The sequence below is a fragment of the Hymenobacter jejuensis genome, from assembly GCF_006337165.1.
In the GTDB taxonomy this organism is placed as follows: Bacteria; Bacteroidota; Bacteroidia; order Cytophagales; family Hymenobacteraceae; genus Hymenobacter; species Hymenobacter jejuensis.
In genome coordinates this window covers 2,098,163-2,112,739 of the sequence record NZ_CP040896.1, presented here as the reverse complement: position 1 = coordinate 2,112,739, position 14,577 = coordinate 2,098,163, and the positions used below count along the sequence as shown (strand labels likewise).

At 56.7% G+C, this 14,577-nt stretch carries 9 protein-coding genes; 3 read left to right on the top strand and 6 right to left on the bottom strand.

Annotation, left to right across the window (positions count from 1 at the left end):
• Window positions 1-62 precede the first annotated feature (62 nt).
• The 5 genes from FHG12_RS08620 to FHG12_RS08600 all read right to left on the bottom strand — a co-directional run bounded on the left by FHG12_RS08620 (window position 63) and on the right by FHG12_RS08600 (window position 8,094).
• Window positions 63-1,475, bottom strand: a complete 1,413-nt coding sequence (locus FHG12_RS08620) for an MFS transporter (RefSeq protein WP_230471332.1) — start codon at window positions 1,473-1,475, stop codon at window positions 63-65.
• A 135-nt stretch (window positions 1,476-1,610) separates the two neighbouring features.
• On the bottom strand, window positions 1,611-3,455 hold the full coding sequence (locus FHG12_RS08615) for an alpha-amylase family glycosyl hydrolase (protein WP_139515345.1): 1,845 nt from the start codon (window positions 3,453-3,455) through the stop codon (window positions 1,611-1,613).
• 104 nt (window positions 3,456-3,559) lie between these two features.
• Window positions 3,560-4,267 (bottom strand): SDR family oxidoreductase, encoded by a 708-nt coding sequence (locus tag FHG12_RS08610; protein WP_139515344.1) that lies wholly within the window; start codon window positions 4,265-4,267, stop codon window positions 3,560-3,562.
• A 181-nt stretch (window positions 4,268-4,448) separates the two neighbouring features.
• Entirely contained in the window at window positions 4,449-6,365 is a 1,917-nt protein-coding gene (locus FHG12_RS08605; RefSeq protein WP_139515343.1) for a glycoside hydrolase family 13 protein, read from the bottom strand.
• Between the two features lie 301 nt (window positions 6,366-6,666).
• Complete coding sequence (locus FHG12_RS08600) at window positions 6,667-8,094, bottom strand: hydrolase (protein ID WP_139515342.1); 1,428 nt, start codon at window positions 8,092-8,094, stop codon at window positions 6,667-6,669.
• A gap of 245 nt (window positions 8,095-8,339) precedes the next feature.
• On the opposite strand from FHG12_RS08600, the gene FHG12_RS08595 reads away from it, so the two are divergent.
• The 3 genes from FHG12_RS08595 to FHG12_RS08585 all read left to right on the top strand — a co-directional run bounded on the left by FHG12_RS08595 (window position 8,340) and on the right by FHG12_RS08585 (window position 13,747).
• Window positions 8,340-8,786: a ferritin-like domain-containing protein gene (locus FHG12_RS08595; RefSeq protein WP_139515341.1), complete on the top strand. Its 447-nt coding sequence runs from the start codon at window positions 8,340-8,342 to the stop codon at window positions 8,784-8,786.
• 147 nt (window positions 8,787-8,933) lie between these two features.
• Complete coding sequence (glgP, locus tag FHG12_RS08590) at window positions 8,934-10,583, top strand: alpha-glucan family phosphorylase (protein ID WP_139515340.1); 1,650 nt, start codon at window positions 8,934-8,936, stop codon at window positions 10,581-10,583.
• Window positions 10,584-10,894: 311 nt separating this feature from the next.
• Entirely contained in the window at window positions 10,895-13,747 is a 2,853-nt protein-coding gene (locus FHG12_RS08585) for a response regulator (RefSeq protein ID WP_139515339.1), read from the top strand.
• A 67-nt stretch (window positions 13,748-13,814) separates the two neighbouring features.
• Here FHG12_RS08585 and FHG12_RS08580 read toward each other — a convergent pair whose 3' ends face one another.
• A complete protein-coding gene (locus FHG12_RS08580) occupies window positions 13,815-14,411 on the bottom strand; it encodes an arylesterase (RefSeq protein WP_139515338.1) in 597 nt (198 codons plus the stop codon).
• Between the last annotated feature and the right edge of the window lie 166 nt (window positions 14,412-14,577).

Sequence of the window (14,577 nt, the reverse complement as noted above, 5' to 3'; positions counted from 1 at the left end):
CGACCACAAAAAAGCCCAACCGCAGAGCGCAGTTGGGCTTTTTGGCAGTAAGCCAAGACGATTTACAGACGTGGGTCCGTTTGCAGAGGTGCGTCGTAGCCGGGTTCGGGCAAGGGCGGCGGACCGATGGGCAGGCGCGCATCACCTTCGTCGGAAACGCGCAGAGTGAGCAGCCCCGATAAGATCATTGAGCAGCCCCCAAACACGAGCGTGTACACTGATTGATCGTGGAATAGGTGCTTGGTAACCCAGCCCAAAATCAGACCGGCGACCACCTGCGGAATTACGATGAAGAAGTTGAACACACCCATGTAATAGCCCATCTTGTTGGCGGGCAGCGACCCAGCCAGCATAGCATAAGGCACCGAAAGAATGCTGGCCCAAGCAATGCCCACTCCCACCATCGATAGCAACAGGAAATTGGGATTCTGAATAAGATAGATGGAAATCAGGCCCAACCCACCGGCTATCAGGCAAAGCATGTGCGTGAACCGGCGGCTGGTGGCCCGAGCAATGAAGGGCAGCAACAGCGCAAACACCGCCGAAACGCCATTATATACAGCGAAGCAAACGCCCACCCAGTCGGCGCCTTCGTTGTAGAGCTTGGAAGTCGTGTCGGAAGTATGGTACACGTGCGCCGTAACGGCCTGCGTAGTGTATATCCAGAGCGAGAACAGCGCCAGCCACGAAAAGAACTGCACCACAGCCAGTTGGCGCATCGTTTGGGGCATCTGGAAGATTCCCATAAACGACTCGCGCAGCCCGTTGACAAAGCCGGCAGTCCGGCGTTTTTCCTCTTCAAAAGCGGCTAGGTCTTCGGGCGGATATTCTCGGGTGCGCAGTACCGTCCAGAGCACAGCCCCGAAAAAAGCCGCACCGCCCATATAGAACGCGTAGCGCACCGACGGAGGAATTTCGCCCGGCCCGGCCGTGTTGGGCACGTTCAGGTAATTGGTGAAAATGTAGGGCAGCATGGAGGCCACCACGGCACCGACGCCAATAAAAAAGGTCTGGGCAGCGAAACCCATCGTGCGCTGCTCATCGGGCAAAAGGTCACCGACCAAAGCTCGAAAAGGCTCCATCGAAATGTTGATGCTGGAATCCATGAGCCACAGCGTACCCACGGCCATCCAGAGGGCGGAGGCGTTGGGCATCAACAGCAGCGCCAGGGAAGCCAGAATGGCACCAACCGTAAAGAAGGGACGCCGCCGTCCGAACCGCGGGCTCCAGGTGCGGTCAGAAAGGTAGCCAATGATAGGTTGTACCAGCAAACCCGTGAGCGGAGCCGCGAGCCAAAAGAACGCCAGTTCATCGGGCTTGGCGCCCAACGTTTCGAAGATGCGGCTCACGTTGGCATTTTGCAGGGCAAAGCCGAACTGGATGCCCAGGAAGCCGAAGCTCATGTTCCAGATTTGCCAGAAACTCAGGCGGGGTTTGGGGCGGGTATCAGTAGGAGCCGCTACACTGGTTGCCATCGGGGGAATTTTGGGGTAAAGAACAGGACGAAAGAGCCACCGAATACGGACAAATTACCAAAATAACTAATTGATTATCAAATAGTTATGAGCACTAATTATCAGTAGCCGGAAGACACTTAAAGATAAGAAAAGTTACTGCTTCAGATTGATCTCGAAGACGTAGGCGCTCTGCGGGGCCAAGGTCAGGGTGAGGCCCTGGGTGGCGGGGGCATTGTTGAGCAGATCGGTGTAGGTGTACACTTTATCGGGGTTGAGCCCGGCGGCCTGCATCGCTTCCTTGGAAATGACCAAGGTGGGTTTTGACGTTTTGTCGCGGCTGAAATTGGCTACGATCAGCAGTTTCTGCTTGTCGGTGAAGCGCAGGTAGCTGTATACGTGCCGTTGATCGTATTGCTGGCCGAGGTTATTGGCATCCTGAAGCTCGTAGAAACGGCCGCGCCGGATGGCGTCGCTGGTAGCCGTGAGGTTGAGTAGGCGGCTGTAGAAGTCGCGCAGCTGCTTTTGCTCGGCGCTCAGGCGGCCGCCGTCGAATTTGCCACCGTTCATCCATTTCTGGTGTTCGGGCACGCCCCAATAATCGAAAATGGTGGTGCGGCCGTCTTCGCTGCTGAAGCCTTCGCTGCCGTGCGCCGGCTCGCCCACTTCCTGCCCAAAGTACAGCATCACCGGCCCTGAGCCCAGGGTAGCCGACACCGTCATGGCCGGAATGGCCGCCCGCGGGTCGCCCGCAAAGTCCTTAGAGGCAATGCGTTGCTCGTCGTGGTTTTCCAGAAAGCGCAGCATCCGCGAGCCAAACCCGCGGCTTTCCTGGCTCCAGACTTTTGTGATGTCGTCGGTGTTGCCTTCGCCGTGCATGAGGCGACGCAGGCCGTCGTAGAGGCCGACTTTGTCGTAGAGAAAATCAAATTTGCCCTCGGTGAGGTAGCGCTTGTACTCCTTGGGGTTGTAGGCTTCGCCCAGGAAAATGAGGTCGGGCTTCACCTTTTTCACCTCCGGAATTACCCAGGTCCAGAACTCGACGGGCACCATCTCGGCCATGTCGCAACGGAACCCATCGACGTTTTTGTTGGCCCAAAACACCAGAATGTCGCGCATCTTCTTCCACGTATCGGGCACGGGCGTGAGGTGCAATTGCCTGTTGTTCTGGTAGTCGACACCATAGTTGAGCTTGATGGTCTCGAACCAGTCGTCGACCGAAGGAGCCGCCGAAAACACGTCGTTGCCGGTTGCCTTGGCAGGCATCTCCTGGAACTTATGGTCTTCCCGTGGCCCTGCGCCCAGCCCGAGGGGGTTGTACTCCTTGGGCACCACGAAGGCTTGGCCGGGCAGGTAGTAGAAGTTGTTGTTGGGCGCGAAGGCCTTGGTTTTGTCGTCTTTCTCGCCCAAGTCTACCACGCCCGCGGGCTTGGCATCCGATTTATAGGTGCGGGCTACGTGGTTGGGAATGAAGTCGATAATGACCTTCAGGCCGTGGCTGTGGGTGCGCTTGACCAAGGCCTCAAACTCGGCCATGCGGTTGGGCACGTTCACGGCCAAGTCGGGGGCCACGTCGTAATAATCCTTGATGGCGTAGGGCGACCCGGCGCGGCCTTTCACCACATCGGCGTCGTCGAGGGCAATGCCGTGCTTGGTATAGTCGGTCATGGTGGCGTGCTCGATGACGCCCGTAAACCACACATGCGACGCGCCCAGCTTCTTGATCGCGAGCAAGGCCGTATCGGTGATGTCGTTAAACTTGCCTACACCGTTTTCGGCGAGGGTGCCGTAGTGCTTGTTGGTAGTGGCTTTGTTGCCAAACAGGCGCGTCATTAACTGATAGATAATCAGCTTATTATCTTGAGGCACTTCCTCGGTCGTATTAGGGTCCGCAAGGGAAATTGGCTCGGCCACAGGCGCGGAATTGGGGGAAGAAAAAGGAATTCTAAATGCAGCCAAAGCAAGCGCCAAGGCAGCCAACGGCAGTAGGACTTTCTTCATATCGACCGGTAAGATAACAGGTTACCGATTGCAAGGAGCCTATTTGCGATGATTGGCGCAGTGAATCCGAAACTGGGCAGCGGCGTTTCTTCCCGTTTCGGGCCTCAATAGTCCTGCGTCAGCGGGTGAATCATCAGCTCGTCGATCACTACGTGCGGGGGCGCTTCGAGTACATAGCGGACGGCCTGGGCAATGTCGGAGGGTTTGAGATGGGTTTTTTCGGCCTCGGGGCTACCGGGCTGAGCATCATTGAAATGCGTATCGACCAGACCCGGATAGATGCTGCTAACTTTCACGCCGAACGACCGCACTTCCTTGCGCAGGGCGCTCAGCAGGGCGTCCTGCGCATATTTGCTCGAACCATACACCGAGCCATGAGCGAAAGTACGCCGGGCCACATCCGACGTGATGCCTATAATATGGCCGCTGCCTTGCAATTTCAGGTGCGGCACTACGGCTTTGCACATCAGAAAAGTGCCCTTCACGTTCACGTCGAAAATACGGTCCCATTCGGTGGCCAGCACGTTTTCCAGCGTGTCGAAGCTGCCCACCCCCGCGTTGCACACCAGAATATCGAGGCGACCGAAGTGAAGTAGCGCTTCATCGACTACGTTTTGGGCATCGACTTCGTCGGCTACGTCGGCGGGCACGGCCAAGCCGTGGGTTTTGTGGGCTACTTCTTCCAGCTCGTCGGCGGAGCGGGCTACGCACACCACTTTGGCGCCTTGCATGGCCAGCAACAATGCCGTAGCCCGCCCAATGCCGCGGCTCGCCCCGGTAACGATGGCAACTTGATCGGTGATGTCTGTCATGGCAAGGAGTCGTTTCCCTAAAATACGCAACTGATGGGTTTTAAGGACTCAAATTCCCGTATTTATCCGCAGCATTTTCTCAGCTTCGACAACGACACAAAACAGACTATTCGCCAAAACGGCCGTTGCTAAGCTTGAATACTTAGCAACGGCCGTTTTTTTACAAGTTACTTACAAATAGCTACTTATGCAATTCCAATACCCAAGCCGTCTGACCCGGAATCTTAAAGGACTTCAGGCTGGAAACCGTTGCGCCGGTCACGACCTCTTGCGCCGAAGTGAACCCGTTGGTGCGCTCGGCAAACCGGGCACCATCGATGGTCTTTTCCTGCTTGTTGGAGTTCATCATTACCATCACGGTTTGGCCCTGGTCGTTGTAGCGGAAATAGGTGTACACCCCGTCGTTAGGGATGAACTGCATGAGTTTGCCGGTTTGCAGCACCGGGTGCGACTTGCGGTAGGTGCCGAGCTTGCTGACGTAGGTAAATGCCTCATTTTCTTGGGCGTTGCGGCCGGCAGCCGTGAACTTGTTGCTCTTGTCGCCGGAGAAGCCGCCGGGGAAGTCGGCGCGCACCAGGCCGTCGGGGTTTGAGAAATTTTTCATCAGAATCTCGGTGCCGTAGTAAAGCTGCGGGATGCCGCGAGTGGTCAGCAGCCAGGCAAAGCCCATCTTCAGGCGGTCCAGGTCTTCGCCAATCACCGAATAAATGCGGCTCATGTCGTGATTATCCATAAATACCACGTTGCGCGTGGCGTCCTCGTACATCCAGTCGCCCTGCAAGGCGTCATAAAGCCTGCTCACATTCGGGTTTTCTTTCCGGAGTGCATCTTGAATGGCGGCGTTAGACTGAAAATCGAGCACGCCCGGCAGGTTGGACTTGTAACCATTGACCGGCTGGAAAATGTTGCGGGCAAAGAAGGCTTGCTGGGCCGTGCTCCCAACCCAAGCTTCGCCAAACATATGCAACTGCGGATACTCATTGAGCAGTGCCGTGTTCCAGTCCATCAGAAACTTCGTGTCGGAGTACGGGTACGTATCGATGCGGTAGCCGTCGAGGCCCGTGTATTCTATCCACCAGATGAAGTTCTGGATGATGTAGTTGGCCACCAGCGGATTCGACTGGTTAAGGTCGGGCATGGTGGTGTCAAACCAGCCGTCATTGTAGAGCTTGCTGTCGTATTGCGCGCGGTAAGGATCGTTGAGGGCCTGCGAGTTGTAGTTGCTGCGCGTGAAGGTGGGCCACTGGTGCACCCAGTCTTTGGTCGGTGGGTCGAGTTGTAGGTAGTTATAGCTACCCATGTGGTTGAGCACCACATCATGGATTACTTTAAGTCCTTGTTGGTGAGCATGTTGCACAAATTGCACATACTCTTCGTTGGAGCCGTAGCGTGGGTCAACGGCGTAGTAGTCGGTGAGGGCGTAGCCGTGGTAGCTAGCCTTGGGCATATCGTTCTCGACCACCGGCGTGGGCCAGATGGCCGTTACGCCCATCGATTTCAGGTAATCGAAGTGATTCTCAATGCCCTTCAGGTCGCCGCCATGGCGGGCATACATCGAGTCGCGGGCAATGTGGTTGACGCGGGTGCCTTTTACTACGTCGTTCTTCGGGTCACCATTGGAGAAGCGGTCCGGCATCAGGAAGTAGATGAAGTCGCTGCTATTGATGCCCTGCACCCGGTTTTTGTCGGTACTGCGGGCACGCAATTCGTATTGGTAAGTCGTCTTTTTGGGCCCGCTGAAGGTCAGCGCGAGCTTGCCGGGCTTAGTGGCGGCGCTAACATTTAAGTTGATAACCAGATAGTTGGGATTGTCCAGCTTCTGGGTACCTTCTAAGGTTACGCCGGCATAGTTGAGGCTTACCTGACTGGCGCCAATGCCGGGGCCGTGTACCAAGAGTTGTAGCTTGGGGTTTTTCATGCCGACCCACCAAAATGTCGGGTCGATGCGGCTGATGCCGGCGGCTTTGTTTGCGGCAGCCACGCGGGCAGCGTTGGCTGCGAGGCCGGCCACTTGGGTTATTTGGGCGGCAACCGGTTCGGCGTGAGCCGCCGCCAGCAACGACGACAGCCCCAAGGCGAAGGCGGGGAAGAACTTCATGATCAGAAATCAGAGCGTGAAAACAAGGAGGAAAGGTAGGGCTGTTGGCAAGGACATGCAAAAAGGGCTGGAGAAGCCCAAGAGCTAAAAACTAGCTCCCCTCCTTTTTTAAGGAGGGGTTGGGGGTGGTAAAGACTAGAAGTAAAAACTAGAGCTAGTTGCCGTTCAACGGCTTTTACCACCCCCAACCCCTCCTTAAAAAAGGAGGGGGGCTTAGCACTAGCCTTAACGCAGAAAACACAAAAAGCCCGCTTCCTGTTAGGGAAGCGGGCTTTTTATAATATAGTTTCAAATACTTGACCTACTGCAACTTCGCCAACCACAACGAAGCATTCATGTGCAGCTTGGCGTGGCTAGCGATTTCCGTCCAGCCGGGGTAAACGGTGTTGCCGGGGCTGCCGGTGCCGTCGTCAGCGGGGGAGCTATCGCCGACTACCACCACGCGGCCGGTACCGAAGGTGCTGCTGGCACATAGCACGTTGGCATTGCCCTGCGTGGAAGTCGAGCGCCAGATCAGCGGCGTGGCCACCGTGGAATTGACGGTGATGGTAGCGCCGTTGCTGTATTTGATCTGCGTCACGGTGCCTTGCGAACCATTCAGGATGGCGTTGGTGCCGGTGCGCACGTTGCTGGACGTCTCGACGATGTTGTTCTTATCAATGCTGAAACCGAAAGGATTGGCTTGTACCGAGTTGGAGTTCATTAGGTCGTTCCAGATGGCGGGCGAATCGTAGCCGTCGTTGTTGCGGTCCGAAACGTCGTGGTCCGAGATCATAAACAAGCCGCCGCCGTTGCGCACAAAACTCAGGATGGCTGTTTTTTCAGCCGACGTAAACAAGGTATTGGGCTCGTCGATCACGAACACATTGTAGTTGGCCAAATCCTGCGGATTAGAAGTATTGCCATACGTAATGGCCGTGCCAACCGGCAGATTCTCAACCTGATGCCCTTGCTTTACCAACGCCACGCCCCACGAGGACAGCGCGCCCGTCCAGTAGGTTTCGGGGGTGGTGCTGGTGATGCCCGAAGCAGCCGGCGTGGGGTAGCGTGGTACCACGCCGTTGTCTACGTCGAGCACCCAATCGGCATTGCCGGCGGTTTCGGCGTGGGTGGCGTCAAACAAAAATTTCTTGCCCGTGCCGGTAGGTGGCGGCGTGGTACCGCCGTACTGCTCGACGGTGATGTTGTCGAGGTTGATGCGGTTGGTGCCCCCCGACGTTTTGCGAATTTGCAGCCGCACGCTGCCGGCCAAGTTCACGGTAAAGGAAGCCGTCTGGAGCGTAGTGCTGGAGCTGGTAATGGTGGAGCCAACTTTGGCGTAAGAGCTGCCGCTGTTGGTGGAAGCCCACAGTTCCCATTGGCTGCTCCCGTCGGTGCCGTACACGGCGTGTTGCACCGTCACGACGCCCACGCCGGCCGTGGTGTTAAAGTTCATGGTCAGCGTGCCGAGGTTGCGGACGCGGGCCGATTGCGTACCCGTTTTGTGGTCGGCAGTGGTATTACCGAGCAGGGCGTCGTCGAGGGTCCAGGAGCCGGAGCCGAGCGTCACGCTGCCCGCGGTGTACGCCGTTTTGGTGCCCGACTCAAACGTTTCGGGGAAGCCGGTAGCGCTTACATCGGCGGAGGCCGACACGGCCGTCGGGGTGGGCGAAACCATTTCCTGCTTGGCGCAGGACAACACGGAAAGGCTTAGCAACGAGGCCGCTAGCCAGCGAAAAGAAGTACGCATAAATTGGTTTGGTTGGTGAGGAAGGAATGGAGTTCAGTGTACGCAAGCAAAAGTAACGGGTGACGACTGCGCCTTTGCACAGTCCAATTTTATCATTTTATTACCAAATCAGCCGCATTTAGTACGCTACAAGATTTTGGCTATTTATCTGTAAATCTGACTCTTATGTTTTAGCCTAACCCTTTGCCTACGCGGGCCGTTTGTCAGGAATATTATTTCTGTATTCACTTCACTTTCTGCCTGTTATGGCTACTGATTCCAAAACTGCGGACACGCTCAACGAGCTTACCCTTTTCGTAAACGACCGCATCGAAGGCTACAAGCACGCGGCTACCGAAAGCACTGATCCGCAGCACAAAGCCTATTACCAAGAACTAGCCAACCAAAGCCAGCAATTTGCCAACGAGCTAAACGGCTTTGCCCGCAGTGCCGGCAGCGACGGCCAGACCGGCACCACGACCAAAGGCAAGCTGTACCGGGGCTGGATGGGTGCCAAGGCCCTCGTGACGGGCCGCGACGAAGTGGCCGTGCTCGAATCCAATATCTACGGCGAAGAATGGGCCCTGAAAGCTTACCAGGAAGCGCTCGCCGACTCGGATCTGACGGGCCCGGCCCGCCAAGCTGTGGAGCGCCAATACCAGATTTCGCAGCAGACCTACAGCAAGTTAAAAGCAATGAAGAGCGGCGCGTAACAAAAAAGGCCAGTTCTCGTCCTTGAAGCGGAGGCTGAACCTTAGGTTTGACCTCCGCTTTTTTTTCGCTCAGAATGTGCGGACATTGACGAGCCGTAGCGGACTCTGCTACAGCCTGATTTTTCAACTTCGACTTTTATCCCCTACATGGCATTTGACCTGAACATGTACCCTGTTGCCGAGAAATTCAAGACCTCGGCGGCTTATTTTTCAATGGAATTTGCGCTGGATCAGGCGCTTAAGACCTACTCCGGCGGCCTGGGCTTTCTGGCCGGCTCGCACATGCGGTCGGCTTACGAGCTAAAGCAGAACCTGGTGGGCATCGGCATTCTGTGGTCGTATGGCTATTACGACCAGGGCCGCAACGAAGACCAGACGATGCGGGCCGATTTTCGCCTCAAATCGTACTCCTTCCTGCAGGATACCGGCCTGACGTTCCCCATCATCATCCATGATGCGCCGGTGCTGGTGAAGGCGATGTACCTGGCCCCCGACACGTTCGGCACGGCCCCGATGTTTTTCCTGACCACCGACATTCCGGAAAACGACTACATCTCCCGCACCATTTCCCACCACCTCTACGACCCGGATACCGCAGCGCGCGTGGCACAGTCCATTCTGCTGGGCGTAGGCGGCGGCAAGCTGCTCGATCTGCTGGAGCGCAAGGTGGATGTCTACCACCTCAACGAAGGCCACGGCCTGCCGCTGGCGTTCTTCCTCTACGACAAGCACGGCCGGAACCTGGAGGAAGTAAAGAAGCGGTTGGTATTCACGACCCACACCCCCGAACTTGCTGGTAATGAAGAACATCCGATGAAGCTCCTGACGGACATGTCGTTTTTCGGCCCTGTTCCGGAAGAAGAAATCCGTCGGGTGGCCCAGGTCGAGAACAACACGCTCAACTACACGCTCACGGCGCTACGCTTCTCGCACATCTCCAACGGCGTATCGAAAGTGCACGGCGAAGTGGCCAACGAAATGTGGGGCCACTACAACGGCATTTGCCCCATCATCGCCATCACCAACTCGCAAAACGGCACTTACTGGCGCGACCGAAAGCTGCACGAAGCCCTAGCCGCCAACGACGACACCGCCCTGAAAGCCCGCAAGCGCGAGCTCAAGCAGGAGCTGTTCAAGATCGTGGCCGACCAGACCGGCAACTTGTTCGATCCGGAAGTGCTGACCGTAGTTTGGGCGCGGCGCTTTGCTGGCTACAAGCGCGCTGATCTGATTCTGAGACACTTCCAGCGTTTTCAAGAACTCATCAACAACGCCGACCGGCCGGTGCAGGTCATCTGGGCTGGCAAACCGTACCCCAAGGACTACGGCGCCATTGCTCTCTTCAACGACATCATCCGCAAAACCAAGCCGTTTAAGAACTGCGCCGTGCTCACGGGCTACGAGTTGGGGTTGTCGGCGGCCATGAAGAAGGGGGCGGACATCTGGCTGAACACGCCACGCTTCCCGCGCGAAGCGTCCGGCACCAGTGGCATGACGGCCGCCATGAACGGCTGCGTCAGCCTGAGCATCGCCGATGGTTGGGTACCGGAGTTTGTGCGCCACGGTGAAAACGGCTTTCTGATCCCATTAGCCAACGTGAACGAGCCCGAACCAGTGAAAGATGACATCGAAGCCACCGGTGTACTCGACGTGCTAGAGCAGGAAATTCTGCCACTTTACTACAGCCAGCCCCAGGATTTCCTGGAAATTGCCAAAACCGGCATGCTCGAAGTCGAGCCCGAATTCGAGTCGCACCGCATGGCGACGGAATACTACGAAAGAATGTACAACGCTTAAATAATAGCGCTCGGCTTTATTACATAAATACTTGACAATAAAGTATTTATGTAATAAAGCCGAGTTTTAATTTCACAAGCCGGAAACTAGCTACACAGCAGGTTTCCGGCTTGTGTGCTTTTGAGCAAAACGAATGCAAAAGCACCCTTCTTGACCTGGGCTTCGTATCGACTCAGCGAGTTAAGCGGCAGCCTCGTTTCGTTCGGCCACAATCGCGCACCGTTCGCACAGAATTTGGCGGTGTTCAGACAGACCGACAGCAGCACATAGCGGTGGCCAAACTATCTTACGTATCCGCTTGCCTTTATTTTATGTCCGCTTCCCTCTCTCTTTCGGCCTCTAAGGAGGACCTTCTTGCCGCTTTAATTCAGGCTGAGAACCGCATTCAACAGCTGGAATCGGCGCTGGCACAAGCCCCGGCAGCACAGACAAGCGCGTCGGCTGGCACCGATGCCCAGCTGGCGGAGCAGCGCAGCTTCTACGAAACTATTCTGGCCGAACTGCCCGTCGAGATAGTCGTTCTCGACGAGGCGCAGCGCTACCTCTACGCCAATCCGCACGCCGTAGCCGACCCGGCTGCCCGGCAATGGTTACTCGGCCACACCCTCACCGACTACTGCACACAGTACGGACACCCACTTGCATACGCCGAGCAGCGACAGGCAAAATTTACGCAGGCTCTGGGCAATCAGCAGTCTATTTCCTGGATTGAAGAAACCCCTTCCGAGGATGGCGCCCGCTACCACCAGCGCAACTTCAAGGTAATCCTTCACGCCGATGGCTCGCTCCGGATGATGCTGGGCTACGGCCTCGACGTAACAGAGCGCTATTTAGCCGAAGAAAAGCTCCGTCAAAGCGAGCTGCAACTACTTGAACAGCAAGAGTTTGCAAATCAGGTACTGGATACCAATCCCAGCATGATCTACGTGCGGGACGCCACGGGCCGCTTCACCTTCCAGAACCGCGGCATGAAGCAGCTGCGCGCACTGGGCGAGCGGCTGGAGGATTACGACCAGAGCTACCCGCAAGCATCGATACAGGCGCAGGAACGACAGATTTATGCCGCGGCCGAGTCGTACGTACGCGACACGCGCGAAGAAATTGTATCGGAAGATCCGTTCACGCTGCCCTCGGGCGAAGTGCTTTATTTTCAAACCGTTAGACGTCCCATCGAGCGCCCGGACGGGTCGGTGGAAGTGTTGGCGGTGAGCACGAATATCACCGCTCTGAAGCGGATTCAGGAAACCCTGCAACGCAGCGAAAAGCAGTACCGCGACCTGATGCACTACGCGCAGGCCCTGATCTGTACGCACGATCTCAACGGCAACGTGCTCTCCGTCAATCCGGCGTTGGCTACGTTGCTCAACCGGCCGGCCGAGGCAATTGTCGGGCGTAGCTTGGCGGCCACCATGCCCGCAGAAGACCAAGACGGCTTCGCGGAATATCTACAGCAAATCATTACTAACCAAGAGGTTACCGGACTCCAGCGCATCCTGCCCGATGGCAGCACTGAACTTCGGTACGTGCACTATCGCAACTACCTCGTTCAGGAAACCAATCACGCGCCGTACGTCCTTTCCCACGCCCACGACATCACGGAGCGCATTTTGGCCGAGAAAGAAATGAAGCGCGCCCGCTACGAAGCCGAAGCCACCGCCCGCGCCCGCGAAAACTTTCTGGCCAACATGAGCCACGAAATCCGGACGCCTATGAACGGCATTTTGGGCTATGCCAACTTGCTAGCCAAGAGTCAGTTAAGCCCAATACAGCAACAGCAGCTAAACGTTATTCGCTCGTCGGGGCAGCACTTGCTGGCCGTGCTCAACGATGTGCTCGACATGGCCAAGATCACGTCGGGCAAGCTGGAATTGGATCAAACGGCCTTCAACCTCTGCGATTCGATGGGACAAGCCGTGCAGCCGCTGGCGCTACAAGCTGCCGAAAAAGGCTTGGCCTTCTACGCAACGCCACTACGCCTAAGCTGCCCGCTGCCGTGGGTGGTCGGCGACCAATACCGTATCAATCAGATACTTATAAACTTGGTCGCGAACGCAGTCAAGTTCACGAAACAGGGCAGCATCACCGTGAAAGGACTGTTGCTGGCCGAGACCGATTCGCAGCTGACCGTACAGTTTAGCGTGGCCGATACCGGCATCGGCATCCCGGAAGACAAAAAAGCTCACATTTTCGAAGATTTCACCCAAGCCTACACCGATACCACCCGCAACTACGGCGGCACGGGCCTAGGACTGAGCATCAGCCGGGCGCTGGTGGCCCAAATGGGCGGCACGCTGCATCTGGAAAGCGAACTAGGCAAGGGCAGCACGTTTGCGTTTACACTTAGCCTGCCGCGCGCACCGCTGTCGGTGCCCGTAGAACGCCCGAAAAACACCGATACCACTCGGTTGGCGGGCAAGCGCGTGTTGCTGGTGGAAGACAACGAAATTAACCGCGATGTGGCCCGCTTATTTCTGGAAGACTGGGGCGTTCAGGTAGACGAGGCGGCCGATGGCAACTTGGCCGTGGCGTTGTTCAAGCATTATACCTACGACGTGGTGCTCATGGACATTCAGATGCCCGGCATGAATGGGTTGGAAACCACGGCCCACCTACGCCGCCACCCCGACCCGCGCCGGGCCGCCACGCCCATTCTGGCTCTTACCGCCAATGCCTTTCGGTCTGATAATGAGCAATATCTAGCGGCCGGCATGAACGATTGCCTGGCCAAACCTTTCGAGGAAGAAGACCTGTTCCAAAAGCTAGAGGCCCTACTAAATACCCCGCCGCCCGCCCCGCTATACGACCTAACGCATTTGCGCGAGTTGTCGCGCGGGCGGGAGGCGTTTGTGGCCAAGATTATCCGCTCGTTTCTCACCAATATTCCGGTGAGCCTCGAAGAATTGCGCGTGGCAGCAGAAGCCGGCTTGTGGCCCAAAGCGGCGGAGCTGCTGCATCACATCAAGCCCAACCTGCTGTCGTTGGGAATAGCCGGCGCGGAAGAGCCGCTTCAGCAGCTAGAGCGCTTGCGGCAGGCCAGTAACCCTAACCCGGCCGAAGCCGAACAGTTGCGCGCTATCGTGCTAAGCCTCATTGCGCACATCGAGCAAGTGTTACAGGCCTTGCCGCACGAGGTAACCGAGCAGGATTCGCAATCCATTCATTAAGAAGCACATATCCCCAAGTGATAGAAAAGCGCTTGAGGGCTATGCGCATGCGGCACCTTTGGCTTTGCTACCCAGAAAACGAGCTACTGGCTTGTAAGAGAGGCTCCAGCACCGCCCACACGTTGTTGGCCACGATCTTATAGCCTTCGGCGTTGGGATGCACGCCGTCGGGAAGGTTTAGGTCGCGGCGGCCGAGTACGCTTTGCAGCAGAAAAGGCACAAACGCCACTTGATTCTTTTCGGCGAGCGTGCGAAAAAGCGCCTTGAATTCGGCAGCATACCGGCCATATTGATGGCTGCCGAAAGCGCTGAGGTCGAACGGGAACTCCAACCCAACCAGCACAATCTGCGCGGCCGGATATTTTAGCTGCACCTGATCGAGGATGGCCTGCAGATTTTGGATGGTTTCGCGGACTGGGATGCCCCGCAAGCCGTCGTTGGCACCCAGCTCCAGTACAAACACATCGACGGGCTGGCGCTGCAACACACTGGCAATGCGCTGCCGGCCGCCGGCTGTGGTTTCTCCACTCACGCCGTAGTTGATGGCTTTGTACGGAAGCTCTAGGGAGTCGATGCGCTGCTGGAGCAACGTTGGGAAAGCCGCGCTGGCAGGCAAGCCATATCCGGCCGTAAGGCTGTCGCCAAAAAAGATAATATTCTGCATATGAGCAATTTATAGAGCCAGTTAACCCAGGCACACAGCTTATTTACAGCACTGACGGCGAGGTCGCAACGCCCTCATCTGCCCTGTAGAAAAGCCGCCCGGAACCGGTAGTTGCTACAAACGTGAGGCCGCAGGGGAAGTTGGACGCACAGCTTACTTGGTATTT